The 25,592-nt window shown below is 50.7% G+C and carries 29 protein-coding genes; 9 read left to right on the top strand and 20 right to left on the bottom strand.

Annotation, left to right across the window (positions count from 1 at the left end):
• The first annotated feature begins 245 nt into the window (after positions 1-245).
• From P0H77_RS02165 to P0H77_RS02125, 9 genes are all read left to right on the top strand, one after another.
• Positions 246-836, top strand: coding sequence for a fimbrial protein (locus P0H77_RS02165; protein WP_276163400.1), 591 nt, complete (start codon positions 246-248; stop codon positions 834-836).
• Between the two features lie 126 nt (positions 837-962).
• Positions 963-1,703 (top strand): fimbrial chaperone, encoded by a 741-nt coding sequence (locus P0H77_RS02160; RefSeq protein ID WP_276163399.1) that lies wholly within the window; start codon positions 963-965, stop codon positions 1,701-1,703.
• 28 nt (positions 1,704-1,731) lie between these two features.
• A complete protein-coding gene (locus P0H77_RS02155) occupies positions 1,732-4,332 on the top strand; it encodes an outer membrane usher protein (protein WP_346429457.1) in 2,601 nt (866 codons plus the stop codon).
• A 16-nt stretch (positions 4,333-4,348) separates the two neighbouring features.
• Positions 4,349-4,582 carry a hypothetical protein gene (locus P0H77_RS02150; protein ID WP_276163397.1) on the top strand — a complete coding sequence of 78 codons (234 nt, stop codon included), beginning with the start codon at positions 4,349-4,351 and terminating at the stop codon, positions 4,580-4,582.
• A 60-nt stretch (positions 4,583-4,642) separates the two neighbouring features.
• Positions 4,643-4,909, top strand: coding sequence for a fimbrial protein (locus P0H77_RS02145; RefSeq protein WP_276163396.1), 267 nt, complete (start codon positions 4,643-4,645; stop codon positions 4,907-4,909).
• Positions 4,910-4,922: 13 nt separating this feature from the next.
• Entirely contained in the window at positions 4,923-5,522 is a 600-nt protein-coding gene (locus tag P0H77_RS02140) for a fimbrial protein (RefSeq protein ID WP_276163395.1), read from the top strand.
• Between the two features lie 82 nt (positions 5,523-5,604).
• The gene (locus P0H77_RS02135; protein WP_276163394.1) at positions 5,605-6,108 is read left to right on the top strand and encodes a fimbrial-like protein; all 504 of its coding nucleotides are present in this window, start codon (positions 5,605-5,607) and stop codon (positions 6,106-6,108) included.
• A gap of 47 nt (positions 6,109-6,155) precedes the next feature.
• Positions 6,156-7,430, top strand: coding sequence for a fimbrial protein (locus P0H77_RS02130; RefSeq protein WP_276163393.1), 1,275 nt, complete (start codon positions 6,156-6,158; stop codon positions 7,428-7,430).
• Between the two features lie 277 nt (positions 7,431-7,707).
• Positions 7,708-7,878: a YhfL family protein gene (locus P0H77_RS02125; protein ID WP_276163392.1), complete on the top strand. Its 171-nt coding sequence runs from the start codon at positions 7,708-7,710 to the stop codon at positions 7,876-7,878.
• Between the two features lie 46 nt (positions 7,879-7,924).
• Here the strand turns inward: P0H77_RS02125 and P0H77_RS02120 are convergent, their stop codons facing one another.
• From P0H77_RS02120 to P0H77_RS02025, 20 genes are all read right to left on the bottom strand, one after another.
• Positions 7,925-9,010, bottom strand: coding sequence for an aminotransferase class I/II-fold pyridoxal phosphate-dependent enzyme (locus P0H77_RS02120; RefSeq protein WP_276163391.1), 1,086 nt, complete (start codon positions 9,008-9,010; stop codon positions 7,925-7,927).
• A gap of 10 nt (positions 9,011-9,020) precedes the next feature.
• Positions 9,021-10,325, bottom strand: coding sequence for a YhfT family protein (locus P0H77_RS02115; protein WP_276163390.1), 1,305 nt, complete (start codon positions 10,323-10,325; stop codon positions 9,021-9,023).
• A 10-nt stretch (positions 10,326-10,335) separates the two neighbouring features.
• Positions 10,336-10,689 (bottom strand): DUF2620 domain-containing protein, encoded by a 354-nt coding sequence (locus P0H77_RS02110; RefSeq protein WP_276163389.1) that lies wholly within the window; start codon positions 10,687-10,689, stop codon positions 10,336-10,338.
• Between the two features lie 9 nt (positions 10,690-10,698).
• The gene (locus P0H77_RS02105; RefSeq protein ID WP_276163388.1) at positions 10,699-11,589 is read right to left on the bottom strand and encodes a phosphotriesterase-related protein; all 891 of its coding nucleotides are present in this window, start codon (positions 11,587-11,589) and stop codon (positions 10,699-10,701) included.
• Complete coding sequence (locus P0H77_RS02100; protein ID WP_276163387.1) at positions 11,582-12,823, bottom strand: phosphopentomutase; 1,242 nt, start codon at positions 12,821-12,823, stop codon at positions 11,582-11,584. The genes P0H77_RS02105 and P0H77_RS02100 overlap by 8 nt, the downstream gene beginning before the upstream one ends.
• Positions 12,816-13,991 carry a YhfX family PLP-dependent enzyme gene (locus tag P0H77_RS02095; protein WP_276163386.1) on the bottom strand — a complete coding sequence of 392 codons (1,176 nt, stop codon included), beginning with the start codon at positions 13,989-13,991 and terminating at the stop codon, positions 12,816-12,818. The genes P0H77_RS02100 and P0H77_RS02095 overlap by 8 nt, the downstream gene beginning before the upstream one ends.
• Before the next feature lie 93 nt (positions 13,992-14,084).
• Positions 14,085-14,441, bottom strand: coding sequence for a PRD domain-containing protein (locus P0H77_RS02090; protein WP_276163385.1), 357 nt, complete (start codon positions 14,439-14,441; stop codon positions 14,085-14,087).
• Between the two features lie 8 nt (positions 14,442-14,449).
• Positions 14,450-15,352, bottom strand: coding sequence for a GntR family transcriptional regulator YhfZ (gene yhfZ / locus P0H77_RS02085; RefSeq protein WP_276163384.1), 903 nt, complete (start codon positions 15,350-15,352; stop codon positions 14,450-14,452).
• Between the two features lie 157 nt (positions 15,353-15,509).
• Complete coding sequence (trpS, locus tag P0H77_RS02080) at positions 15,510-16,514, bottom strand: tryptophan--tRNA ligase (RefSeq protein WP_276163383.1); 1,005 nt, start codon at positions 16,512-16,514, stop codon at positions 15,510-15,512.
• A complete protein-coding gene (gene gph, locus P0H77_RS02075) occupies positions 16,507-17,268 on the bottom strand; it encodes a phosphoglycolate phosphatase (RefSeq protein WP_276163382.1) in 762 nt (253 codons plus the stop codon). The genes trpS and gph overlap by 8 nt, the downstream gene beginning before the upstream one ends.
• Positions 17,261-17,938, bottom strand: a complete 678-nt coding sequence (gene rpe / locus P0H77_RS02070) for a ribulose-phosphate 3-epimerase (RefSeq protein WP_276163381.1) — start codon at positions 17,936-17,938, stop codon at positions 17,261-17,263. Before rpe ends, gph begins: the two co-directional genes overlap by 8 nt.
• Before the next feature lie 17 nt (positions 17,939-17,955).
• Entirely contained in the window at positions 17,956-18,795 is an 840-nt protein-coding gene (dam, locus tag P0H77_RS02065; protein WP_276163380.1) for an adenine-specific DNA-methyltransferase, read from the bottom strand.
• Between the two features lie 73 nt (positions 18,796-18,868).
• Positions 18,869-20,158 carry a cell division protein DamX gene (gene damX / locus P0H77_RS02060; RefSeq protein WP_276163379.1) on the bottom strand — a complete coding sequence of 430 codons (1,290 nt, stop codon included), beginning with the start codon at positions 20,156-20,158 and terminating at the stop codon, positions 18,869-18,871.
• Positions 20,159-20,251: 93 nt separating this feature from the next.
• The gene (aroB, locus tag P0H77_RS02055) at positions 20,252-21,340 is read right to left on the bottom strand and encodes a 3-dehydroquinate synthase (protein WP_276163378.1); all 1,089 of its coding nucleotides are present in this window, start codon (positions 21,338-21,340) and stop codon (positions 20,252-20,254) included.
• Between the two features lie 55 nt (positions 21,341-21,395).
• Entirely contained in the window at positions 21,396-21,917 is a 522-nt protein-coding gene (aroK, locus tag P0H77_RS02050) for a shikimate kinase AroK (protein ID WP_103677226.1), read from the bottom strand.
• A 293-nt stretch (positions 21,918-22,210) separates the two neighbouring features.
• Positions 22,211-23,449, bottom strand: coding sequence for a DNA uptake porin HofQ (hofQ, locus tag P0H77_RS02045; RefSeq protein ID WP_276163377.1), 1,239 nt, complete (start codon positions 23,447-23,449; stop codon positions 22,211-22,213).
• Positions 23,361-23,765 (bottom strand): HofP DNA utilization family protein, encoded by a 405-nt coding sequence (locus tag P0H77_RS02040; protein WP_276163376.1) that lies wholly within the window; start codon positions 23,763-23,765, stop codon positions 23,361-23,363. The genes hofQ and P0H77_RS02040 overlap by 89 nt, the downstream gene beginning before the upstream one ends.
• Entirely contained in the window at positions 23,755-24,222 is a 468-nt protein-coding gene (locus P0H77_RS02035) for a hypothetical protein (RefSeq protein ID WP_276163375.1), read from the bottom strand. The genes P0H77_RS02040 and P0H77_RS02035 overlap by 11 nt, the downstream gene beginning before the upstream one ends.
• Positions 24,206-24,745 carry a PilN domain-containing protein gene (locus tag P0H77_RS02030; protein ID WP_276163374.1) on the bottom strand — a complete coding sequence of 180 codons (540 nt, stop codon included), beginning with the start codon at positions 24,743-24,745 and terminating at the stop codon, positions 24,206-24,208. Before P0H77_RS02030 ends, P0H77_RS02035 begins: the two co-directional genes overlap by 17 nt.
• 2 nt (positions 24,746-24,747) lie before the next feature.
• The gene (locus tag P0H77_RS02025; protein ID WP_276163373.1) at positions 24,748-25,539 is read right to left on the bottom strand and encodes a pilus assembly protein; all 792 of its coding nucleotides are present in this window, start codon (positions 25,537-25,539) and stop codon (positions 24,748-24,750) included.
• Positions 25,540-25,592 lie beyond the last annotated feature (53 nt).

The following is a 25,592-nucleotide window of genomic DNA, read 5'->3' as shown; positions in this document are numbered from 1 at the left end:
TTGTCCCCGCTGTCAGTTTGCTTAGATTTACCGTCATGACCAGCATCCTAAAGGCCATGAACAAACCTCAAAATCCGCACTGACATATATATAACGAATTATATTTAATAAATATATAAATTTATATTTATAATTCACCACAGAAATAATAAAAAAAACTTTTACATACTATGTAATATTGTGTATAAAACCACTCGCTTTACTAAATTAATTTTTTTTATATTTAATATATGGATATTTAGTCTATGAACAAAACTCTCATTGCATTATCAATTGCAGCTTCGGCTATCGTATCCGCCTCATCTGCATTTGCTGCTGATGGCGGTCAACTGGATATTGCCGGGTTGGTTTCCGATGAAACCTGTAAACTGCTTGTAAATGATGGCACCGCAAGAGATGCATCAATTGTATTAAAAACAGCAACAGTGTCAGAGGTAACGGCAGCGGGTGAAGTGACGAACGCGGCAGTGGGTGCTAAAGCTGCACCTTTCAGCATCACTGTCGACTGTTCAGCACTGTCAGATGATGACATATCCGAAAACGCAAACCTGTCCATGGGTTCAACGTTCTTTAGCAATAGCAAGGGTACTTTGAATAATGATTCATCCATAGCTACCCCAGCAACAGGTACCAATATCGCTATTCACGAAGTCAGCGATACCGGGGCATATACACAAGTCCTCGTCAACAATCCGACAGACGTTCACACCAAAGAGTTTACAAGCAAGGTCGCTACTTATAACTTTATGGCCTCTTACGTCAAAGCGAATAGCACACAAGCTGTAGGTAGTGGTTATGTGAAAACCAATGCCGCTTACACTGTGTCATATAACTAATCGAAACGATGTAATGAATTACAGTGTTTCATAATAACTGTAATTAATATAAACAAGTAATAAACTAACGGGTTGAGGCTGATATTTCCCACAACCCGTTAGTTATGTTGCCCATGGAATGGCTAAATGATACTAAAAAAATATTCATTAACAGCATTGTTATCGGTAATTTTAGGGGGAATGTTTAGCCCTCTAACTTATGCTGACATTGTTCTGTCAGGAACAAGAATTATCTATAAAGCCGGCGCCGATGAAACGACTATTCGTATGGAAAACCGCGGTACCAGGCCACTGTTAGTACAGACATGGTTGGACACCGGTGATGATAATGCCGATCCCAGTACCATATCTGTACCATTTACTGCCACCCCTCCCGTATCACGCATTGAACCTACGCGCGGGCAAACAGTAAAAATCATGTATTCAGGCACCACCAGCCTTCCTGCCGACAGGGAATCTGTGTACTGGTTTAATGCCCTTGAAATCCCAGGTAAAGCTAAGGGAGAAGACGATAAAGGCAAAAATCTGCTTCAACTGGCGTTTCGGACTCGTATTAAGTTGTTTTATCGCCCGGAAGGTTTACCAGGCCGCGCAAGTGAAGCACCAGCAAAGATTACATGGCAACTACGCTCTAATAATAGTCAGGTCGTATTACATGCTGTAAATCCTACCCCCTACTACGTTTCATTCAGTTCAGCGAATGTCACTGTCAATGGGAAAAAATATACTGTTAAAGCCAGTATGGTTGCGCCCAAAAGTGATGCTGATTTCGCCGTTAATGGCCTGAGTCAGGTAAGTAAAGGTACGCTTGAATATCGGGCTATCAATGATTTTGGCGGTTCTATTGCAGGTAAGTCCTCTCTATAAGTGGGCAATGGTAAATAATGGGGCAATGATGGATCGATTATCAGTACATTTCAGAATGAAAATTCTGTGGCAGGCTATTAGTTGCTGCCTGTTGGCTTATTGTGCGCCAACCTGGGCTGAAGAAGCGATGGATTTTGACCCGTCATTTTTGATGGGAAAAAGCGCAACCAGTGTTGATTTAAGTCGCTATAGTGAAGGTAATGCCACTCTTCCAGGACATTACACCGTTGTCGTTTATCTTAATAGTAATCGGGCAAACAGCATTGCGCTTGATTTTTTTGAAACGGATAAAAAACATAGTGCGATTCCCTGTATATCCAGTGCAATGCTTACTCAACTACATATAAAGCAACCAGAAAAACTTGAGTCGAACGATGTGTTGTTGAAAAAGGAAACGGCGGCCCAGGACTGTCTGAACCTTCAGGCGATAATCCCACAATCGACGGTTCGTTACGATAATAGCGATCAGCGGCTGGATATCACCGTGCCTCAGGCCGCGCTGATGCAAACTTACAGCAACTATGTCGATCCCTCACTATGGGAAGATGGCGTAAATGCCGGACTGTTCTCCTATAACATGAACGGCTGGCATAGTGAAAACCAGAGCTATGATACGGATAGTTTTTACCTTGGTATGATGGCGGGGTTTAATCTGGGTAACTGGCATTTTCGCTCACAAGGGAACTATTCCTGGACAAAAAATGGTGAGAGCGATTTTCAATACCAAAACCGCTATTTACAACATGATATCGAATTCCTGCGTTCGCAACTGGTGGTAGGTGAAACCTATACCACAGGGGAAACGTTTGACTCGGTTAACCTGAGGGGGATTCGTATCTACAGTGAAGACCGTATGCTTCCGCCGGTGCTGGCAAGCTATGCGCCGATAATTCGCGGTATTGCGAATTCGAACGCTAAAGTGACCATCACACAAAATGGCTATAAGGTATATGAAACATCCGTTCCTCCAGGCCCGTTTACGATAGATGATATTACACCTTCCAGCTATGGCGCTGATTTAATAGTCACTATAGAAGAAGCCGATGGCTCAAAACGCACGTTCTCACAGCCTTTTTCTTCTGTCACACAGATGCTCCGTCCCGGGGTAGGCCGCTGGGATGCGGGGGTTGGTCAGGTGAATGATGACAATTTGCATGATAAACCGGGTCTTGCGCAGGGGACTTTTTATTATGGACTGACCAATACCTTTACAGGGTATGCAGGTTTGCAGGCGACGGATAATGGTTATTATGCTGGATTAGCCGGACTTGGCATGAATACGTCTCTGGGCGCATTTTCACTTGATGTCACTCACTCATCGACGGATATTCCGGGTGATAAAAATTACAATGGGCAAAGCTATCGTCTTTCCTGGAATAAATACTTCACACCTACGAATACCTCGCTCAATATTGCGGCATATCGTTACTCAACCAAGAACTATTTAGGGCTGAATGATGCCCTTACGTTGATTGATGAGGCTAAACATCCAGATAAAGATGACAATAATCAAGGGATGGCTAACTTTAGTCGGATGAAGAATCAGTTTAGTGTCAACATAAACCAGACGCTACAAGATGGAGAACAAAGTTATGGTTCATTTTACCTGACAGGTACATGGACTGATTACTGGGCTACTAACAATACCCAAAGTGACTATTCATTAGGGTATAGCAATGCGTTCTCCTGGGCCAGTTATAGTATAGGCGTGCAGCGAAGCTATGATGAAGACAATAAAAAAGATGATTCCATTTATCTGAGCCTGACCATTCCACTAGAAAACCTGTTTGGCGGCGAACGTAATAGCAGTGGTTTCCGTACACTCAATACCAGCGCCAACAGCGATCTGAATGGCAATCATCAAATGACGATGAGCACTAATGGTAATAGTGAGAATAACCTCTGGAACTATAGCCTAAATGCAGGCTACAACATGAACAAAGATGATAAAGATATTTCATCCATTGGTACTTTTGTTGGCTATGAGTCGCCCTGGGGAACGTTATCAGGCTCCGTGTCGGCCAGTAGCGATAACTCACGTCAATACTCGCTGAATACTGATGGTGGCTTTGTTCTACATCGCAACGGTTTAACATTTAGTAATGACAGTTTTAGCGCCTCAGATACGCTTGGCATTATTGATGCGCCCGGAGCGAAGGGGGCCCGTATAAACTATGGTAACAGTACCGTGAATCGTTTTGGCCAGGGAATAACAACTTCGCTATCTCCGTATCGGGAAAACACCATTTTCCTGGATATAAGTAAATTAGATAACGATATCGAACTGAAAAATACCAGCGCAACGACCGTACCTAAAATGGGCGCAGTGGTCACGAGCCGCTTTGATACTGACCAGGGCCGCTCTGCAATAATAAATGTTGTTCGCAGCGATAATCAGCCAATGCCTTTCGCCGCCAGCGTTTATGATACCAATGGCAACGCGTTGGGCGTTATTGGCCAGGGAAGCCAGGCCTTTGTTCGTGGGATTAATGAAAGTGGAGATCTACGAGTGGAATGGCTTAAAGACGGAAAAATCCAAAGTTGTCGTATTCACTATCAAATTCCAGCATCTCCTAAAATGCAGGGCAAATCGGTAGTGTTAAATACCGTACCCTGCCAGATGCCATAACGACGGAGGAAAGGAGATGAAGAAATACGCGCTGCTACCATTTCTTGTCGGATTATTGACCGTAAACTGCGTCGTATTCGCTCAGGAGATCAACGTAGACTTCACAGCAACAGTTGAAGAGACGACATGTTCAATGACGTTGACGGCGTTGAGCGGTACAAATATTACTGATAAAACAAACAACAGTTACGAGATGACAATGCCTCCTGTATCTATCAGTTCTATTGCCAATGCTTCGCCTGAGTCATAAGGTCATTTCAAACTACTGCCCAAAGAGTGTAATAACGTTCTTACCGGCTTATCTATGACAATGTCTGGTTCACTGGTTAATAATACGACCTATTTGATTGCCAATGACGAAGCCAGTGGAGCAACAAATGTGGGTCTTGCTCTTGAACGCAAAGATTCTTCCGGCCCATCGCTTAATTTTGATGGTTCAACTCCTGTCATCTGGAGTAACGATGAGAGAGAAAACGGACTGGATCTGACCGCAATAATCCGCAGTACAGGCGCTTCGGGGGGGATTACTCCCGGGGCATTCAAGGCTAAGGTAATTTTTACCTTTAATTATCAATAACAAGGGGATCAACATGAATAAGCAACACGCGATATTGATCACTTTGCTGACAATGCTTTGTCATTCACCGTCGGTGTGGGCCGCAAGCAGTACTCTGGATCTGACCGTTTCAACAACTGTCCAGCCAAGTACCTGTGAAGCATCACTTGCGGATACCAATAATACGCTAATTACAGCAGTAGATATTGGTGATGTCCTTCTGAGTGAGGTGGTTAATAAATCGAAATACAAGCCCTTTGTTATTCGTTTTTCTAAGTGCGAAGGTTTGTCGAGAAATACTGCTATCATCAAGCTGGAAAAGAGAACCGGTTGTGATGGACAATCGAACAATGGCGCTGGTTATCGCAATGCATTGTCAGGCGTCAATGCGGCGACGGGTGTATCTGCTGAAGTCTGGACGGAAAACAATGCGGGAGGGGCCTCTGCATCAGGCACCCAACTTGACTGTACAAACCCGCCAATCACTTACGTCGATGTCGAAGGCGCAAGTGGAACAAACTTTGTCAACTGGCCACTCAGTGCAAGAATGGTCATCGCAAAGGATAAAACAGCCTCTGATGCTGGTGCGGGTGAATTCTCTTCCCTGGCAACATTTACCATTCAGTACGAGTAATTTACTTATGGCGCACTTATATCGGATAGTCACTACTGTTATCATTTTTTTATTTCCCCTATATGCACAGGCAGATAATGATGTGGAGATCAAAGCCAACATTATTGTCGATAGCTGTCAAATTTCACTGAATAACAACAAGAGTGTAATTCTTGACTCGGTGGGTTATGATTATTTCGCTGATAATATCACTCCAGAAGATGATTATGCTGGGGGTGAGATGTTCTATGTCACAATCAATAATTGTCCGGGAAGTGACAGTAAAAACCCCAAAAAATTAACACTCAGCTTTACTCCTTTATCAGGGAGTTTATCACCATACTCCAATCAGATTTTTACCAATGATGATGAAACGGGTGCGCAAAATGTGGGGATTGTTATTTTTTCGGTACAGGATCCCAATAATCGTTTTAATGTACTAAAATCGGATGGTTCACCACAAAGTATTTATGCCGTTAGCAGCGCCGATGATCTCACAGAAAAAAATTATACATTTTATACTCGTATGCAGCGGGAAAATAATGCTCGTTCAGTTACGGGTGGCCCGGTTAGAACATCGGTATGGATATCGGCCTATTATGAATAAATTAGCACATAAAGAATTTACTGCCTGAAAGCAATAATGGAGAAAATATGTACAAATCAAAAGGAATGTGGCTCAGTTGCCTTCTGGTCATAATCTGTAGCTACCTATGTATTACCCCGGTTAGTATTGCTGGCAGTAAAACATTTGTTGCCGGGGATGATAGTGGGTCTAATGACGAATTAGGCCCTCGTGGTGATGGTCGCGCAAATCTGACATACGCCCTGGGCAGTGGCAGTTCTCTTGTTTTTTACAAGAATACGTCGCCAACGGCGACGCCAGCCAATGTTATACTCAAATATAATCAGATCGATACCGGTCACGATGTCGGAGGGAATGGCTTTGTTTATTGCACACTTCATAACAACGCCAGCGGGGAGAGAATGAAACTCACTCATTCAATGGTTCCTGCTAATAAAACTTATGGGGGACATCAACTGTTCAAAACCAATATTCAGGGACTGTATTATAATATTACGATCGCTAATTTTAGAACCTACCGGGCTTTAATTACTGCACCAGCAGGTATTACCTATATCGGCGACTCTGCGTATACAGAATTAACATTTAACGATAATGAAAACTTGTGTGATAGTAAACAAGACCCGTCCAGAAAAACCCCAAGATATCAAATATATGGCGGTATCACGGCTGATATTACAATTGAATTTTTTACGGATAATACTTTCTCAGCAACAACGGGTGAAACAATTGAATTGCTCAGTTCGTCGTCTGACTATCTTTTTAAATATCACACAGACGGTGCAGGAGTTGAAATACGCAACAGGTCCATATATGTTAAATTTAACATGGCCAACGTAAGCATTACAGAACCAACATGTTTTACCTCTATTGTTAGTGGAGATACCGTCGTAAATGGCAATGAAGTACAACTAGGGAATCATAGCCCTCAATCTATTTCAGATGGTCTCGCAGACGTGCCTTTCGCTATCGAGTTAAAAAACTGTATTCGAATTAGAGACATTGAAGTAAAGCTGAAAACAAATATTTCCGGGCGGGATGCTACCCTGCTAGGGAATACCCTAACGGATAGCACTGCGGCCGCAGGGGTTGGGGTACAGATTCAGGGTGAGGCAACAACTAAAAGTAGCAAAATGGTCATGAAACCTAATGATATCACCTCTGTTTATAAAGATTATGAGGACGAAATAGATACTTCCAATGGTATCTTTGGCGGTGGTGCAGAAGGTACGCCTACCAGCCAGACGCTCCATTTTCTGGCAACGTTGAAGCCCGATAGTAATATAGCCATCATACCGGGTAATTTTAAAGCCTCTGCCGTGTTCTCTGTCTCTTATCCATAATGGAATACCGGTGGCCTGCGGGCTACTGGTTAAACCAATAAAGGGTTGACGCCGGGGCCACCTCCGTAGTCTGACGTGGCTCTGTCAACGATATCGCCAAAGCGCCTGATGCGGACTTCTCTCCACGGACCTTTCAACGTCAACCATAATTCACCGACAGTATAAAGTCCTAATTAGGACTATTTCTTGTTAGCATTTATTGTTATGTTGTTAATGAAAAATGGATTTTCCATTTATTTCCTTGTTATATGCATATTGTCCCAAGAAGGATTTTGTTATGTTAAAAGTTGTAAAAATCGCTATTGTTGCTGGTGTTCTGGCAACGCTGACCGCTTGCACCGGCCATATCGAAAACAAAAAAAATAACTGTAGCTATGATTATTTACTGCACCCGGCAATTTCTATTTCTAAAATTATTGGTGGTTGCGGCCCGGCTGCAGCTCAGTAATATAAATACAGCCTCGTAAAAAACCGGGATATTCCCGGTTTTTTTATTATAATGACTGGCAACTCTCGCGTAATATCCGCATTACCGTTTCTTCGCCGCTTCGATTCGGATTGATACGGATCGTGTCATGCTCTGCCCCCGGATTTGCTTCCCGGAAAGTTCCAGAAAGCCGATAAAACAGCGGCGGGATCTCGTATTTAGATTCAGCACCAACCGGCCATGGTAATGCACCAAAACGCGGAGCGTTTTCCAGCACCTGGCTGGCGATAGGTTTCTGAAAAGTGACCAACAACACTTTAGACTGCGCATTGGCTATGACGGCATGTTTCACCTGCGGAATGCTCCCCTGATTCAGCATCAGGCACAGGCGTTCGGTTACGCCAGCCTGAACTGCATGCATCACCGGTGCCAAAACCATACCACGTAACACGTCCAGAGCCAGATGCCCCTGAATCTGGCTACCGCCGGAATACATTGCCGTACGAATACGTGCAATTGCCTTACCGTCTCCCACCACTACGCCCACGCCTTCCGGTCCAAATAGCTTGAAGCTGGAAAAGGTGGAAAGCGCTGCGCCATATTCGCAGCCGATTGCCGCAACTTTCATGACCGCATAGTTATCATCCGTCAGGACGGGAATGGCCTGCGCAGTCAGGCTTTTTACCACGTTGGCAAGATGATACCGATCCGCTGGTCGCTGCCGGGTGTGCTGCACCAGCGCGGCGTGTGGCCGGTAGTGAAGCGCGGCCTGCGCTAACGCCTGTGCATCATTAAAATCGACGCGTACCAGCTCAAGGCCCATCTGCTGAGCAATGACGCCCGTCGTCGGATAAATCGGCGCATCGTGAATTAAGAGTCTTCCACCGGCCGAAAGAAGCGCGGCAAGACCTGCGCGTATCGCTCCGGTTCCGGCCCCCTGCACCAGCACGGCCGCGTCAGTCTGGAAAAACGCCGCCAGTACGGCTTCAACGCGCTGCGTCACCTGGGGCTGGTTAAATCCTGTCGCCAGACCCAAATCTCCCCCACGCAGAAATTCTGCGCCGGGGAAATGACGGCAAATGGCGTCTACCAGTGCAAACTGCTTACACTGCGCTTCTGTAAGCGTAAGGCTTTGCAGCGGATACGTTTCCATGCACGCTTCCTCAGGCCGGGACAAACAGTCCGCACCAGTAAAGAATATTTAACACAATCCCGGTGATCAGCACTGCCACAACAGGCGACGCCATTTTTTGCACCGGACGGCCCAGCGATTCATTGAGAAAATAGAGCGCTGCTGCAATGGTAAAGCCGGTATAACCCGCCATTTTGATAGCAGCAAAAATGGAGCCTACCAGCAGCGCCATTTCCATCAGCATATTCATCGCATTACGGATATTGTCTGAAGCATTGCGTACAGAGGGATAGCGCCCCAGCCATTTGCCAATAGAGCGTAATAACAGAACTTCAGCGGAAATCACTATCGCACCAACGATAAACGCAACAAACGGATTGGCGATTAAATAGCCAGCGGCATACACAAAAGTGAAGCCCGCGACCGCATAAACGCCGGTTGCCAGCGCCGTTGTCGCGATCAGCGGAACAAATCCCAGGCCGCGCATAAATTCCGCCAGCGCCGCCTGATGGATCAGCGTCTGTGATTCGGTGGGATCCAGCCCGGCCGTATACGCCTTTTCCAGAGTAAAGATTGACACTTCAGAACCGGCAAATATTTTCATGCTGGCCACGACGGCAATCAGCCCGCCGACAATGGCAATAAACGGCAAATTTTTAATGATTCGCGAGGTTCGCTCTTCAAAAACCGATATGCCAGCGTCATCCTTTTCGCGCTCGCTGCGGGTACGGTGATCCTGCACAATTGCGATAGCCAGCAGCATGACCATCCCGACGAAAATCTCTATGGATTCCGGATTCAGGTGCGGGAAAAAGCGGACCACCAGCACGCGGGTCATCAGCACGACAACCGCTGCAAATAAGCTATTTTTCCAGCCAAACTGGTAAAAAATAGCCACCAGCGGAAAAAGCGCGAACGCCGATACGACCGGCGAACTGAGCTCACCCAGCGAGCCAAGCACATCGACCGGCAACGCGGTCAGTAAATGGTTTACCGGGATCAGGCAGGTGAGGATCAGCACGCCCCACACGGCACCCAGTCCGAACGCCAGCCAGCCGTTGATGGCCAGCACGCCCAGAATATCGGTGGGCAAAAATAGCAGCCAGCTGTTCAGGAGCCCCGTTTTCAGCGTAAAAGAGATCCCCACCGAGGCGACAAAACCAATGCTCAGACCAAAAGCGATACTGCCCGCTTCACGGCGGTTCATATTGCCTTCGATAAGCTGCGGCAGGATGGGGCGGATACCGTCATGAAATACCGCTGCCGATTTATGTGCCAGTAGCGCAGTCATACCGGTCAGACAGGCCACTATCAGAATCTGAATATAGAAATCCATTGCGGCGTCCCTATTTTAAGTGGGCGACCAGCATCGGTATCGCATGTTCGATATGTTCAACCGACAGACCAAAGGCAACTTTGCCCTCCGCAACCATTTTGGCAATCTGTTCGTCTTTTGCCTTAATGCCGGGTTTGGCAATCGTGCCGCTTTTGTTATAACCAATAACGGCAATGGCAATAGATAAGGCGGCTCCCGCGCCGGTATTGCACGCGCCAATGTAGTAATCCAGTTGCCCGGATTTCACCTTCATCGCCGCCTCCATATCGTTGTAAATAAAGATTTCAAAACAGCCCGGTGCGGCAGTTTCGATCGTTTTCTTTATAAGTTCGCGCTGTAAGCCAGCAACACCGATCTTTTTCATGGGAAATCCTTATTTAAAGAAGACAGAGGGAGTGTCACGTAACATCAAATCAACATCGGACTGGGTAAAACCCGCGTCCTGTAATAACGGGACGAATGTTGTCAGCAAATAATCAAAACCAGGGCCACCGTTGGCTTTCAAATGAGAACGGCGGGTAATATCCATGGAGAGCATTACATGATCGAGCAGGCCACGACGGGCGATCTCCTGCAGCATGGCGACGCGCTTCTCATCCGGGTAGTAGTTGTTTTTGCCGATGGTATCGAACTGGACGTAGGCGCCCTGATCGATCATGCGCAGGATATTGTCGAGATTGTCTTTCAGATCGCAGTGCCCAATCACTACCCGCGCGAGATCGACGCCGTATTTCTTCAGTAGCGCCAGCTGCTCCAGCCCCATGGTGCTGAATGAGGTATGTGTGGAAATGGGACGTCCCGTTTCCCGGTGCGCTATCGCGGCGGCGGCAAACATCTTCGCTTCGTCCGGGGTGATTACATCCACGCTTGAACCGATCTCTGCGATGATCCCGGCTTTGAGCCCGGTTCCCTCAATGCCGATCTCAATTTCGTTAATCATCTCCTGCGCCAGCACGTCTGCAGGAGTACTGGCCACGTGTGCTGGATAAAAATCATGCTGATAATAGCCGGTACACGCCATCACGTTCATGCCGGTATCGCGCATAATATCGAGCATAAACTGCGGGTTGCGACCCATGTACCGATTGGTCATCTCAATAATATTGCGTACGCCGAGGGCATAAAGCGTCTTCATTTCTCCGCAAATGAGATCGTACTGGTCCAGCCGACAGTCAATATTGTTTTTAAACGATGACAGATCGATATGCAGATGCTCATGGGCAAAGGTATATCCCGATGCATCAATGTATGAGAACTCAGACATGCTTGCCTCCAGCGGTCTTTGTACGAGGCTTCAGTAGTGAAAGAAATGAGGAGCCGTTCTGAGGGGCGGCGGCGGCAAAAAAATCACAGGCCGTGGCTCCAACGTCAGACAGCGTGGATCTTGCGCCAAGGCAAGCAGAGGCAATGCCGGGCTGCCAGACCAGCAGCGGAACCTTTTCCCTGGTATGTTTACTGTGACCAATAGTGGGATCGTTACCGTGATCCGCCATGACCACCAGGCAGTCTTCTGGTTGCATAGCCCGCATGAGCCGTTCCAGATTGTTGTCGACAAGTTCCAGCCGTTCGGCATAACGCGCGACATCCTGCGCATGACCGGCCAGATCGGTTTCCTGTATATTGGTGCAGATAAACACATCACCCGATGCCTGCATTTCTTTCAGGGTGATATCCATAATTCGCTGGGTATCAACCAGGTTTTGATAGCTCACGCCATAAGGATTGCTGGCGATATCGGCGACTTTCCCTACCAGTACGGTTTTGATCCCCGCGTCATGTAATTTTTGCGGCACCTGAACGCTGGCATCCACGCCATAGCCCATATGCACCACCTGAAAATCATGCTGGTAAACGCCAGAACGTGGTGCGTTAATACCGATATAAACACCCTCTTTCTCTTCAGCAGCATTGCGAAGTTGTTGACTGCTTTCCAGACGTCCGCCAAACGCGATCACCCGTCCAACCTGAACGCAGTGCCGGACCACCTCACCGATGGCGCGAACCTCATCAAACGTAATCGCATTAAGATTGGCGCTAACGTTAAAGACCTGGCCGAGGTCAGCCTCAAGATTATCGCCAATTGCTACCGCTCCGTTCACCCACAGGTATTGCAGAGTGCTGCCAATACGTTCAACCTGCCATCCACGAATCATTAGTGCTTGTTCAATCTCATCAATCACCTCTGAAAAAGGCATGGTTAACGGCGATTGCGGTCGGGTGCCGAGGATCTCCTGATGTCCCATAAAAGTATCCCCTCCTTCATGTTGCAGGTCTGCCGTGCCATACACCGCGCCTGCTGAGCGCTTCAGCGTACCTGCCGTAAAGCCGAGCGCGTTAATCAGCCCAAGCTTTTCCAGCACCGGTAAACGCAGTTGCGGAAGGTGCTGTAAAATATGTCCACAGGTGTTTGCGCCGCGATCCTGCGGCCTGACCCGCGGCACGTCGTCCATCGCCCCGACACCAAAACTATCAATCACTACCACCACAAATTTACTCATGCACACCTCCGGAAACGGGATTGCCGAGACTGTCATACAGCGCAGCGAGGACCGGCTTGCCGCTATGGATACCGGTGACCAGCGCCACATCGCTGCGGGTTACAAAAATTTGGGTGCGATAGCACATCACCACCGGGCTGCCGACCGGAAACTCCTCTGCCAGGGGGAGGTGGTAATCAATACTGCTTTCATCAACGGGTAACAGACGCGTCGCAACCTCGTGACAGCTATTCGCCGGGTAGACCAGCGCATTTTGCAGATGTCCCCGGCGATAGTAGCCGCCACCGAAGCAGTAACTGTTGCCGCGAAAATGATGAGACACTTCAGTGAGATACAGCATGGCAATCTGTTCAGGCTGATCTCCGTACTGATTCGCGGGAATGGTGCCCGTCAGCGCATGGCCCGGTTCGGCATGCGTAACGCCGTACTCGGCCAGCAGCGCCAGCGTGCTACAGCTTGAGGCTGATGGCGCGTTAATCTGCGTGATTGTCATGCCCTGAGCAGCAAGGCGATCCCGCGCCTGAAGCAGCGTGTGCAGATTGGGCGTAGGCAATGTCTGGCGGGTATCATCATCCCAGAGCAAACAGGGGAAGTGCGTGAGGCCAACGAGTTGCACCCCTGCCAGCGTTTTTATTACCTCAACAACTTTATCGAGTTCAGCCAGGGAAAACCCCGCCTCCTGCCCCGGGTAGAGCCTGTCATGTTCAGCGAAGACCTTGAGCATAATCGGCTGTACATAATGATTACGCCTGGCGGCAGCGGAGATGGCCTTAATCTTTTCCAGTGAAAAAACAGTGATGATATCGGTTGAGGCCATGACATTTTGATCCATCTGGCTTTGCGGTATCTGCACCAGATGCCCCACGTGGGATACCGCAACCCCGGCGTTGCGCAAAGTTCGTGCTTCTTTGAAATCTACCGCTACCGCACCATGAAAACCCAGCGCAATAAGTTTGTTAGCTAACCACGGGTTGCGGCCAAGCTGCTTGGTCATCAGATAAAGTGTGATGCCGTAACGCCCGGCTACGTCCAGCAGACGACGACCGTTTTCCATTACCTGATCGACATCAATAACCCAGGTATCCGGGAGTATCGTCCCCTGCTGCCACAGCGTTCGCGCGGCCTGTATCAGCGCTGGATTTTGTGCCTTGAGTGCTTTAATAAACATATCCTTGCCTCTCGACGACCCGTTGGTGAAAACGTTTTAAATAATCATTTTTTTGAATATTTAACGCGGAAGCGTGAGCCCGCACTTTATCCGCTACGCTCTTGATACCATCCACAGACTGTATAGGTTTGCCAGCAAATACCCTTCTTCATTCGGATGCAGGCGGACATCAAACGGAGCCAGCAGCGACTGATGAATCGTTAATAACTGCGCATAAGCGTCCGAACACTGGATCTCCGCCATGAGTTCATCATCCAGCGGACTAATAACCTCTTCGCGGCGGCTGCGCATCAATGCGCTGGCCATGTGAGTGATGGCCATTTCGCCCTGTTCATTACGCACCGGCAAAGCCCATACGGTTTCCAGTTGCCCCAATACATCCAGCATGCCATCGCAAATATCCTTATCAATAACCCCCGCCTCGCACAGCAGACTTAACCGCTCCTCCATAGGATCTCCTAATAACTCGGCTCTGCCTGACCATTAAGCACACGCTGCTGGTGGTCAAGGAGCGCATGTTTATCCACTACTGTACGCAGTAACTGCTGGATTGGGACGTCATCGCTACGGGTAAGAACCACCGCTTCTGATGCCTGTATAAAACGCAAATCACCCGTAAGGGGTTTCGCCACCAGTCCATGAGATGCCAGATCAGCTGCATTGGCTACGTTCCAGATCGCAGCGTCAATATCGCCCCGCGCAATGTGACTCAGGCAGTCGTGATACGGCACATCAAGCCGTTCAACCTGCTGATGACCGAAACAAATGTCGGTCATAATGCGCTGGTCCGCAGAACGAGGGTCCAGTCCCACTCGCTGAATTTGCTGGCTATCGGCACGGCAAATCAACGTGTGTTCTCCAACGTAGGTATGCGCTCCCAGTTCCAGCGCCATGCACACATCGCCGCTATCAACGTAACTTTGTGCCGCCAGCCGGGATACTACCGCCAGGTCATACACACCGTTTAGCAGACACTCAACGCGCACATCCGAGCCGCGCATATGTGCATAGTAAAACGGGATGCCGTCGAACTGCGCCTTCAGGCCGCTGGCCAGACCCTCATATAGCCTGGTGTACGGCAGCGGCATTGCACACACTACATTGCCAATGTCTGCAAACGCCAATAGGGCTTTGTTATCCATACTGACGAGATAGCTACCGTTACGTCCGCGCCGCGCTACGGTAACAGCGCTGGCCTTTTCCAGGGTCTTTAGCGCTGCCTGAATGAGTCCAACGGAAAACTGACATTCTGTTGCCAGTTCATCGATAGTTTTCAGTCGGTTACCGCACTTTTCTCCCAGCAGATAACGCGCCAGCGTGGCTTGGGCAAGGCCCTCTTTCTTAATAAAGCTACGGCTCATTTTTAATCTTCAGTTTATTGAATACTTTTATCTTCATAAAAATGAATACAAATGGCAAACAGGAAAAGGTCAAAAAGCGAAGAGGATCACAGAACAGAGGTAACGTAAAAAACAGGTCATTCTCGCCCTCTCCCTGAGGAAGAGGGCGAAGATAGTATTACGGCTTCGCCACAAACCCGATGGCTTCATACACCTTTTTCAGGGTCTCGGACGCGCGCGCGCTGGCTTTTTCCGCGCCCTCTTTCATGATTTTTTGCAGGAAGGCCTCGTCGTTGCGGAAACGATGAAAACGTTCCTGCAATTCGGTCAGCATTCCGGATACCGCGTCTGCCACTTCACCTTTCAGATGACCATACATCTTGCCTTCAAAATGCTGCTCCAGCTCAGCGATGCTCTGACCGGTTACGCCGGAAAGGATATCCAGCAGGTTAGACACCCCTGCTTTATTCTGCACATCGTAACGAACCACCGGCGGCTCGTCGGAATCGGTAACCGCACGTTTGATCTTCTTCACCACCGACTTCGGATCTTCCAGCAGGCCGATCACGTTATTGCGGTTATCGTCCGACTTGGACATTTTCTTCGTTGGATCGAGCAGCGACATTACGCGCGCGCCGGATTTCGGAATAAACGGCTCTGGCACCTTAAACACCTCGCCGTAAAGCGCGTTGAAACGGGAGGCGATATCACGGCTCAGCTCCAGATGCTGCTTCTGATCTTCGCCGACCGGCACCTGATTGGTCTGATAGAGCAGAATATCCGCTGCCATCAATACCGGATAATCAAACAGACCGGCGTTAATGTTTTCCGCATAGCGGGCAGATTTATCTTTAAACTGCGTCATCCGGCTCAGTTCGCCGAAGTAGGTATAGCAGTTCAGCGCCCAGCCGAGCTGGGCGTGTTCAGTAACGTGAGACTGAACGAAAATGGTGCTTTTTTCCGGATCGATACCACACGCCAGGTATAGCGCCAGCGTATCCAGCGTGGCTTTACGCAGCTTTTCAGGATCCTGACGCGCGGTAATAGCATGAAGGTCAACGATGCAATAAATGCAGTGATAATCATCCTGCATGTTTACCCACTGACGCAGCGCACCCATGTAATTACCAATGGTCAATTCACCTGAGGGCTGTGCGCCACTAAAGACGATGGGCTTAGTCATTTTTTAATTCCTGGTTTTCACTGTGCAAAAGCCCGAGTGCGGGCAGAAGTTCATTGAAGCGATCGAAAATATAGTCTGGATTACTTAACGTAATCGCTTCGCCATAGTTATAGCCGTAGGTTAATCCTACGGAGCAGCAGCCCGCCGCAGCGGCGGCCTGAATATCATTGCGCGAATCGCCGACAAAAAGCAGGGCTTGCGGCGCGATCCCCAGCCGACTGGCGACCAGCAGCAGAGGTTCCGGATGCGGTTTTTTATTCTGTACATCATCACCGCCAATCACCACGGTAAAATATTTGGCGATATCCAGCGCGTCCAGCAACGGCGCAACAAATGGCGTCGGCTTATTGGTTACCAGCGCCAGCGGCAATCCTTTTGCATGCAGCGCGCCTAACGTGTCGGCGACGTCGGGAAACAGAAAACTGCCCTCTTCGGCAAACTGCGCGTAATAGCGATCGAACAACTTGCGCAGAATACGCCCCTGCTCTTCCTGTGGAATGTCACCGTCCTCAACAGGGGGCTTGCCCGAGGCAGCACGCTGGATGGCGCGCTCCTGACGAGCCCAGGTCAACGCTCGCTCCATCAGCACGTCCGCGCCGTTGCCGATCCACGTCACCACGCGTGCTTCACCGGCCTGTGGCAGTTCCAGCGCATACAGGGCGCTATCAACGGCAGAGGTCAGACCCGGCGCGCTGTCGACCAGCGTACCATCAAGATCGAAGGCGATACCCTCAATGGTTTTGAGCTTATCCATGACTTACCTTCGCCAGTTCGCGGCGCATTTCATCAATAACCTGCTTGTAATCCGGCTTGTCAAAAATGGCAGAACCGGCCACGAACATATCCGCGCCCGCCGCCGCGATCTCGGCGATATTGTTAACCTTCACCCCGCCGTCCACTTCAAGGCGGATGTCGAAGCCGGAAGCATCAATACGGCGGCGCACTTCACGTAGCTTATCCAGCGTGTGCGGAATGAACGATTGACCGCCGAAGCCTGGGTTAACCGACATCAGCAGGATCACATCCAGCTTATCCATGACGTAATCGAGATAGCTTAGGGAGGTTGCCGGGTTAAACACCAGGCCTGCCTTACAGCCGTGCTCTTTGATCAGTTGCAGGGTGCGATCCACATGCTCGGATGCTTCGGGGTGGAAGGTAATAATGCTGGCACCGGCCGCTGCGAAATCGGGAACCAGGCGATCGACCGGTTTGACCATCAGATGAACGTCAATTGGCGCGGTAATACCGTAGTCGCGTAATGACTTCAGTACCATCGGCCCGATAGTCAGGTTAGGTACGTAGTGGTTATCCATCACATCGAAATGAACAACATCCGCACCTGCCGCCAGCGCTTTTTCCGTGTCCTCACCCAGGCGGGCAAAATCCGCTGACAGAATCGAAGGGGCAATTAAGTACTGGCTCATCTGCATCTCCTTGAAATTTATTTGATGTCAGGTAAAACGAGCTCTGGATGATACAGAGCCAGCAGTTCGTTCACCTTCTTACGTGTTCCGCCGTTGCTGCTAATACTACGGCGTACTTTAATAACATTGGTTCTGGCCGCTAATTTATACCATTCACGCGTTAACGCCGTATCGTGGTTAGAGATCAGCACCGGGATCTGATTACTGACCAGCCCTTCTGCCAGCTGTGCCAGATGGGCCTGCTGTTCCAGACTAAAACTGTTGGTATGGTAAGCGGTAAAATTTGCCGTGGTGGAAAGCGGCGCATACGGCGGATCGCAATACACTACCGAGCCATTGTTGGCACGCGCCATGCTGTCTGCATAGGTTTCACAGAAGAAAAAGGCGTTTTGCGCCTTCTCGGCAAAGTGATAAAGCTCTGCTTCCGGAAAGTAAGGCTTTTTATAGCGGCCAAAAGGAACATTAAATTCGCCGCGCAGGTTATAGCGGCACAGACCGTTATAGCCGTGACGGTTCAGATACAAAAACAGTACCGCCCGACGAAAAGGCTCCTGACTCTGATTAAATTCATCCCGTAGCTGGTAATACCGCTCTGCCACGTTGGTAGCAGGCGTGAACATCTCGCGCGACGCCGCCACATACTCTTCGGTTTGCGATTTAACGATGTTGTACAGGCTTATCAGGTCGCTGTTGATATCCGCGAGGATATAACGAGAAAAGTCGGTGTTTAAAAACACCGACCCTGCACCCACGAAGGGTTCAATCAGGCATTCACCCTGCGGCAAATGCTTTTTGATATCGTCGAGCAGGGAGAACTTCCCCCCTGCCCATTTCAGAAAAGCGCGATTCTTTTTCATGCTGGCTGATTACATTTTCTCCGGCTGTGGAGAACGCTCCGACAGCATATTGCGCTTTGTCTATGCCCAACCATTACTTCAGATCGGCCTGAACCTGATGCAGTGGTTTTGCCCACGGGTTTTTCGCCTGGACATCAGCAGGCAGCGTAGTGACGGCACGTTTAGCATCATCTTTCGACGCATATACCCCGCTGACCAACACATACCAGGGCTGCCCGTTACGGGTAGTCTGATATACCACGTAATTTTTCAGGTTTTCTTTCTTCGCCCAACCGTTCAGGTTGTCGTAGCTGGAAGAACTGCTGAGCTGCAAGGTGTAGTGGCTGGACGGCGCAGACTTCAGTGCACCCACGTTACCCGCCGATTTAGCCTCTGTCGTGGCGGCTGGCGCAGTGGTCGTCGACGCGGTGGCGGTCGGCGCTTTTGCTGCCGGAGCAGTCGTCGTGGCCGCGGCCTTCGGTTCAGCCGTGGTTGCCGCTGGCGCTTTTACCGGTGCACTTGCGGTGGCGGCTGGCGCTTTCACCGGTGCAGTCGGGGTTTCGGTGCGTTTCGGTTGAGTAACCGGTTTTGGCTCGGTAACCGTTTGTTTTGCCGTTTGCTGCGGCTTACTTTGCGGTTTCGGCTCGATCACCGCCTGCTTACGTTCAGGGCGCGTGGTGGTGTTATGACGTTCAGCCGTTTCGCCAGTGGTGGCCTGACGTGGAGCATTGCCATTACGCACGGCAGCTACGGTCGCCGGTTCCGTCGGCAGCGTCGAATTCACTGCGGTATCAACCTGACCCTGCTGCTGAGTCAATGCGTTGTTCAGATCGCCCTGAACCTCGACACGCTGCTGACTATCAGGCGTGGCCGTGGGTTGGCCTTCCGTTGGTGTAGAGGAAATAGGCGGTAAAGAGACGTCCTGAGAAGCCGTATCTGCCGTCTGGTTTGTGGCAGGCTGAGTCGTGTTTTGCTGATCGCCAGAGAGCGAGATGTCTTTCTCTGCGGTAGTGGACGGCTCATTCTTCGACGGCGATTTTAGTGCGGAACCAATGCCGGCAATCAGCAGCAGTAGCACCACAATGCCAACGCCCATCATAATATACTGACGGGAAGCAGGCTTACGCGCCGGCGCTTTCTTACGCTTGCGCGGACGACGTTCTACCGGCTCTTCTTCATCGAAAGCCTCGTCATCTGCCTCATATTCTTCTTCTTCACGCGCTCTGCGCGTTGCACGCGTAGAACGCGGTTCATCGGCATCCAGCTCTACGTCGTCAAAATTGATCTGCGGATCGTTATCACGATCGGAAGCCTGCCGAGAACGACCAGTACGACGATCGCTGGGATCGGGTTTCAGCTCGTCTTCTGGTTTGAATTCATCCATTTAACACCCCACTAAAAGGCTTATGCCCACTACGATTGCACATCGCCCGACGTTAAAACGCCACGTAAAAACGTGGCAGACACTTCTTATTTATTACACCCGCTGACAATCAGCAATGGCACTTAATACGATATCATGCTCTACGCCGCCGCGAACTTCACTCTTGCCAATACCGAGCGGCAGTACCAGACGCATCTTGCCGGCCAGCACTTTTTTGTCACGCAGCATATGCGGCAAATACGCGTCGGCAGACATCTCTTGCGGTCCGTGGACCGGCAGGCCAGCCCGCTCCAGCAGAGTGATAATACGCTGCGTATCCTGCGCTGCAAACTGTCCCAGACGTTCAGCGGTTTTTGCGGCCATGACCATACCCGCAGAGACCGCTTCACCATGCAGCCAGTTACCGTAACCCATCTCGGCTTCAATAGCATGACCAAATGTGTGTCCAAGATTGAGCAGCGCACGCAATCCCGTCTCGCGCTCGTCGGCAGCGACAACCTCTGCTTTGATTTCACAGCAGCGGCGGATGCAGTACGCCATCGCTTTTTCGTCAAGCGCCAGCAGCGCATCAATATTATTTTCCAGCCAGCGGAAGAAGTCGCCATCAAGAATGATGCCGTATTTAATGACTTCAGCCAGCCCGGAAGAGAGTTCACGTTTCGGCAGGGTTTTCAGACAGTCGAGATCGACAACCACAGAGGCAGGTTGCCAGAAAGCGCCAATCATATTTTTGCCGAGAGGATGATTTACCGCCGTTTTGCCTCCGACTGAGGAGTCAACCTGCGACAGTAACGTGGTAGGAACCTGAATAAAACGCACGCCACGCTGGTAGCTGGCGGCGGCAAAACCGGTTAGATCGCCTACAACACCGCCGCCAAGGGCGACCAGCGTCGTATCGCGACCGTGCGGTTTTTGCAGTAGCGCAGTAAAGACCGTGTCCATCACCGCGAGGCTTTTATACTGCTCGCCGTCGGGAAGGATCACGCTATCGACATTAACCCCCGCCTGCTGAAGGACCGTCGTTACCTTGTCCATCCAGAGCGGAGCCAGCGTTTCATTGGTGACCAGCATGACCTGATCGCCTGATTTAAGCGGCAAGAAGGAAGCTGGATCGTTAAACAAACCAGCCGCGATGGTAATCGGGTAACTACGTTCCCCGAGAGTAACAGTAAGCCTCTCCATAACGCGACGTCTACCTTAGTTGCTTATACTCGCTGGCCTGTGCATTAAGCCAGAATCAATTGCTTTCCAGCATATGAATAATCTGGTTTGCGACGACTTTAGCGCTCTGGTCGTCAGTGCGAATGGTAACATCAGCAATCTCTTCGTACAGCGGATTACGTTCATTCGCCAGGGCTTCCAGAACCTCACGCGGTGGCGTCTCTACCTGTAACAGGGGACGTTTTTTGTCACGCTGTGTACGGGCAAGCTGCTTTTCAATCGTGGTTTCAAGATACACCACAACTCCGCGAGCGGAGAGACGATTGCGCGTTTCACGTGATTTTACAGAGCCGCCGCCGGTTGCCAGCACAATGCCCTGTTTTTCCGTCAATTCATTGATGACTTTTTCTTCGCGATCGCGGAAACCTTCTTCACCTTCAACGTCGAAGACCCAACCTACATCAGCACCAGTGCGTTTCTCGATCTCCTGGTCTGAGTCGTAAAATTCCATATTAAGCTGTTGAGCTAACTGACGCCCAATAGTGCTTTTGCCGGCACCCATAGGCCCAACCAGAAAGATATTGCGTTTCTCTGCCATTTTTTCGGTACTACTAAGACTATTCGTTAATGATAAACCTGCTTTGCAGACTTCCAGCGGTGCAGGAAATGAACTGAAACCTCTTATGCGATAGAGCGAGAGTCAGACTAAAAATTATCTCAATACTCTGACGGGTTTGGCAACTGAATAAATTACCCTTGTTCGGCAACCATCGCCCTGACCCGCGCCGTGAGACTGACTCTCAAATCGGTACTCCTTGTATGCTAAATCCTCCCTCACGTCAAACGCCTGACGTGGATTTAACACAAAAGTGTCATAACCAAAAATGGCATTCAGGCTCCGGGAACCAGACGTGGAGTGATAAATACTACCAGTTCACGACGCTCATTGTCTTTTCCATCGTGACGAAAAAGTTGCCCTACCCAGGGAATGTCGCCAAGCACCGGGATGCTGTCACGAGCAGATTTGTTTTTTTGCGAGAAAATGCCGCCGAGCGCCAGCGTTTCTCCGCTTTTCACTTCTACCTGCGTTTCAATTTCCTGTTTATCAATTGTCAGTACTTCGCCATCGGCCTGTTGTAGCACCTGCCCCGGCATATCCTGGCTGATCCGCAGCTTAAGACGGATCCGGCCCTGTTGCAGGACCGTTGGCGTGACCTCCATCCCCAGCACGGCTTCCTTAAATTCCACAGAGGTCGCGCCGCTCTCACCGCTGGAAACCTGATAAGGGATCTCGCTCCCCTGTTTAATACTGGCAGGCTGAAGATGTGAGGCCAGAAGACGCGGACTGGCAATAATATCCAGCTGCTGCTTTTGCTCCAGCGCCGAAAGCTCGAGCTCCAGCAACCGTCCGTTGATCCGCCCGATGTTAAATCCGGCACGTGTAGAAGCCGCACTGACCGATAAATCGCTGCCGAGGGTGGTGATTTTACCTGCACCAGGAGGTTGCGTGGCGTCAGCCAGACTCCATTTTACGCCCAGCTCACGCAGGCTTTTTTCATTGATAGTAACAATATGCGCAGCCAGTTCGACCTGGCCGACCGGTAAATCCATTTCCGCGACCCAACGCTGAAGCACATCCAGATTCGTTTTATCATCACGCAATAATAGCCGGTTCATTCGTTTGTCGACGGTCATCGTTCCTCGTGAGCTCAGAAGTTTTGCCCCGGCTTTCGCCAGTTCTTCTGCATCGGCATATTGCAACGTAATGCTCTGACCACTGAGCGGCAGGTTCTGCTGCTGCCTGAGACGATCCGCTTCCTGCTGTGCAAGTCGCGCCGTTTGCCAGGACTGCGAATGCACATGCATCACCGTTCCCTCCTGGCGCAGGACCAGACCGGCGCTGTTAAGCACCGTTTGCAGTGCCTGCTTCCAGGGAACGTTAACCAGATGCAGCGACAGCGTGCCGGTGACGTCGGGGGCAATGACAAGGTTTTGCTGCTCTACATCAGCCAGCGTCTGTAATACCTGCGCAACAGGCACATCATCCACCACCAGCGAGACCGGCTGCGTTTTTTGCGCCCATGCCAGCGGCATTAACATCAGCAGCAGAATGCTTATCCCTGTTTTCATGTTTTTTTCCTTCCCGTGACCATGACCAGCGCGCGGGATCGCATCCCGCGCCGGTTTCAATCTCGACTACCTGCGAGGTGAGCTGTACGACTCGCCAGCCCGCAGGCAACTGACTGCCCGCTTCCACCCGCCACCATTTCCCCTGCGCATCGCGTACGATGCCAATCCGTCTGGGAGGACGCTCGATGGTTCCCTGGTAGCGCCATTGCTCAAGCTGCGCCGTCTGGCAGCGATCTTCCGCTGGCTGAAAAGGATCGCGCATGCCAACGACCACCGGCAGGGTGATGAGCAGCAGGATCCCGCGTTTAACGCGCATCGTTTGGTTCCAGCTGCAACGTGAAGCGTAACCTCCCGGCGACAGGTTCCAGCGCAAACGCGGTGACCGTCATATCCTGCTGCGCCAGCAGGCTGAAAATGCCGGGCACTGGCTGCCATGAGGTATCCAGCACCAGCGTGCCTCCCTTCGATACAGGCTGCCAGCTCACCAGCCGGGTGTCTGGCATCTGAAAGTCGAGAGGCGAAAATGGAGACGCGAGTGCGTGGTTATCGATCCGCGCGTCATCTGACGTTTTCATCAGCAGAACTTCACGCCAGCGCGTTGTCAGATGCTGGCGCTGGAGCGCGATTTGGGCCGCTTCAGTCGATATTTGCAGCCGTTGCGGATGGAGCCAACGCCACCAGCCCAGGACTGCCAGCATAAGCGTAAAAAGGAGCCAGCACAGACCGCGTCCTGTTGAGGAAAGCGCATACCAGCGTTCAGGGTTGAACGTCATCGTTACTCTCCCGAATAAACTGATAGTTAAACTCCCAGCGCCCCTGTTCATCGCGCCCGGTTTTACCCGGCGTGCCTGCGTGAAAGCCGGGTAACGCTTGCAGGGTGTCATTCACAGCCCTTAGCGCCGCAAAGGTATTCGCGCGGCCCGTCAACGTCAGTACCTTTTGCTGAACGTTGAGGTGGGTGAGCCATGCCTGCGCAGGCAGATGCAAAGCAATATCGGATAGCGTCTGCTGCCAGCGTTGCGTCACGGCACGTTGTTCCTGACGCGCGAGATCTTGCGCCTGCACGGCCTGGCGCGCCTGCAACTGCGTCTGACGCTGGGCCAGCGCAGCGATTAGCGCATGGTCCGCCTGCTGCCACAGACGCTGTGCGCTACCGGCCGCGCCGGTGTCGATACGCAGGACGAGAACTGCCGCGGCGACGTTGAGAACAGAGCCTGCGCAACATAGCCCCCAGAAATTCAGGCACTGCTGACGGCGGATTTGCCGCCAGGGTAAAAAATTGACGAATGTCGACATGGCTACCGCTCCCCTAATGCCAGCGCCAGCGCAATGGCAAAGCGATCGCCACAGGTGGGCAGCGGCGGTTGCTGGTAACGTATTGTGCTCCACGGATCGAGATGCGGGGTCGTCATGGCCTGCGAGGTACACTGCACCAGTTGCTCAGTCTTACACGCCAGATGGTTAGCGAGATGGGCAGGCGAAGGTGCTTCGTGGAAGTTACAGCCTCCCCAGTTATGACGCGTGGCCCACAACCATTGATTGTCATGACACCAGGCAAGACACTGCGCTTCGGCGCTCAACCACGGCAGAAAACGTTGTAGCGCACAGGCATCCGGCGTAATTGCCGTCAAATTTAACCGCAGCATTTTCGCCAGCAGGGACAGACTCCCGACATCCTGCTGCCGGGCGGCGGTAACGCTATAAAGGTTCTCCTGCTCGTGCTCAAGATAGTCAAAACAGAGCGCTTCAGGCTCCATATCCAGCGACTGCGCCATCGAATGCGTAATCCACTCCGCCTGCTCGCCCTCACGCAGCACCAGCGCCGGTCTGGGAAGCGCTTTTTGCAGCGTTCTGGCGGCAGGAAATGCCATGCGAATACAGTGCTGAATCGGCAGTTCCCGTCGCCAGTCGCGTAACGCATCAGCCAGCGCCTCCAGCTGCACGATTTGCCCCTGCTGCACGATGCCGGAAACCAGTGGGATCTGCCACCAGCGGCGCAGCGACCAGCGCGAACGCGTGTGCTCAAGCGCAATGATAACCACCTGATCCTGCTGAATATGTAAGCCAGTCTGCCAGAGTCGAAATGCCATAAAAAACGATCTCCTTATCCATCGTCAAATGACGGCTATATCAATGCATCTGG

Origin of the sequence: Superficieibacter sp. HKU1, from assembly GCF_029319185.1 — a bacterium.
In the GTDB taxonomy this organism is placed as follows: Bacteria; Pseudomonadota; Gammaproteobacteria; order Enterobacterales; family Enterobacteriaceae; genus Superficieibacter.
The sequence above is the reverse complement of the archived record's forward strand: the minus strand, read 5'-3'. Positions and strand labels throughout refer to the sequence as shown.

Coding starts and splice junctions, on each gene's coding strand:
- hofQ (WP_276163377.1), bottom strand. CDS start 23,449: ATGAAAACAGGGATAAGCATTCTGCTGCTGATGTTAATGCCGCTGGCA.
- P0H77_RS02150 (WP_276163397.1), top strand. CDS start 4,349: ATGAAGAAATACGCGCTGCTACCATTTCTTGTCGGATTATTGACCGTA.
- P0H77_RS02165 (WP_276163400.1), top strand. CDS start 246: ATGAACAAAACTCTCATTGCATTATCAATTGCAGCTTCGGCTATCGTA.
- P0H77_RS02025 (WP_276163373.1), bottom strand. CDS start 25,539: ATGGCATTTCGACTCTGGCAGACTGGCTTACATATTCAGCAGGATCAG.
- yhfZ (WP_276163384.1), bottom strand. CDS start 15,352: ATGAGCCGTAGCTTTATTAAGAAAGAGGGCCTTGCCCAAGCCACGCTG.
- P0H77_RS02140 (WP_276163395.1), top strand. CDS start 4,923: ATGAATAAGCAACACGCGATATTGATCACTTTGCTGACAATGCTTTGT.
- P0H77_RS02145 (WP_276163396.1), top strand. CDS start 4,643: ATGTCTGGTTCACTGGTTAATAATACGACCTATTTGATTGCCAATGAC.
- P0H77_RS02095 (WP_276163386.1), bottom strand. CDS start 13,991: ATGTTTATTAAAGCACTCAAGGCACAAAATCCAGCGCTGATACAGGCC.
- P0H77_RS02115 (WP_276163390.1), bottom strand. CDS start 10,325: ATGGATTTCTATATTCAGATTCTGATAGTGGCCTGTCTGACCGGTATG.
- P0H77_RS02130 (WP_276163393.1), top strand. CDS start 6,156: ATGTACAAATCAAAAGGAATGTGGCTCAGTTGCCTTCTGGTCATAATC.
- P0H77_RS02120 (WP_276163391.1), bottom strand. CDS start 9,010: ATGGAAACGTATCCGCTGCAAAGCCTTACGCTTACAGAAGCGCAGTGT.
- dam (WP_276163380.1), bottom strand. CDS start 18,795: ATGAAAAAGAATCGCGCTTTTCTGAAATGGGCAGGGGGGAAGTTCTCC.
- trpS (WP_276163383.1), bottom strand. CDS start 16,514: ATGACTAAGCCCATCGTCTTTAGTGGCGCACAGCCCTCAGGTGAATTG.
- P0H77_RS02160 (WP_276163399.1), top strand. CDS start 963: ATGATACTAAAAAAATATTCATTAACAGCATTGTTATCGGTAATTTTA.
- gph (WP_276163382.1), bottom strand. CDS start 17,268: ATGGATAAGCTCAAAACCATTGAGGGTATCGCCTTCGATCTTGATGGT.
- P0H77_RS02090 (WP_276163385.1), bottom strand. CDS start 14,441: ATGGAGGAGCGGTTAAGTCTGCTGTGCGAGGCGGGGGTTATTGATAAG.
- P0H77_RS02125 (WP_276163392.1), top strand. CDS start 7,708: ATGTTAAAAGTTGTAAAAATCGCTATTGTTGCTGGTGTTCTGGCAACG.
- P0H77_RS02105 (WP_276163388.1), bottom strand. CDS start 11,589: ATGTCTGAGTTCTCATACATTGATGCATCGGGATATACCTTTGCCCAT.
- rpe (WP_276163381.1), bottom strand. CDS start 17,938: ATGAGCCAGTACTTAATTGCCCCTTCGATTCTGTCAGCGGATTTTGCC.
- P0H77_RS02110 (WP_276163389.1), bottom strand. CDS start 10,689: ATGAAAAAGATCGGTGTTGCTGGCTTACAGCGCGAACTTATAAAGAAA.
- P0H77_RS02030 (WP_276163374.1), bottom strand. CDS start 24,745: ATGTCGACATTCGTCAATTTTTTACCCTGGCGGCAAATCCGCCGTCAG.
- P0H77_RS02155 (WP_346429457.1), top strand. CDS start 1,732: ATGGATCGATTATCAGTACATTTCAGAATGAAAATTCTGTGGCAGGCT.
- P0H77_RS02100 (WP_276163387.1), bottom strand. CDS start 12,823: ATGAGTAAATTTGTGGTGGTAGTGATTGATAGTTTTGGTGTCGGGGCG.
- damX (WP_276163379.1), bottom strand. CDS start 20,158: ATGGATGAATTCAAACCAGAAGACGAGCTGAAACCCGATCCCAGCGAT.
- P0H77_RS02040 (WP_276163376.1), bottom strand. CDS start 23,765: ATGCGCGTTAAACGCGGGATCCTGCTGCTCATCACCCTGCCGGTGGTC.
- P0H77_RS02035 (WP_276163375.1), bottom strand. CDS start 24,222: ATGACGTTCAACCCTGAACGCTGGTATGCGCTTTCCTCAACAGGACGC.
- aroB (WP_276163378.1), bottom strand. CDS start 21,340: ATGGAGAGGCTTACTGTTACTCTCGGGGAACGTAGTTACCCGATTACC.
- aroK (WP_103677226.1), bottom strand. CDS start 21,917: ATGGCAGAGAAACGCAATATCTTTCTGGTTGGGCCTATGGGTGCCGGC.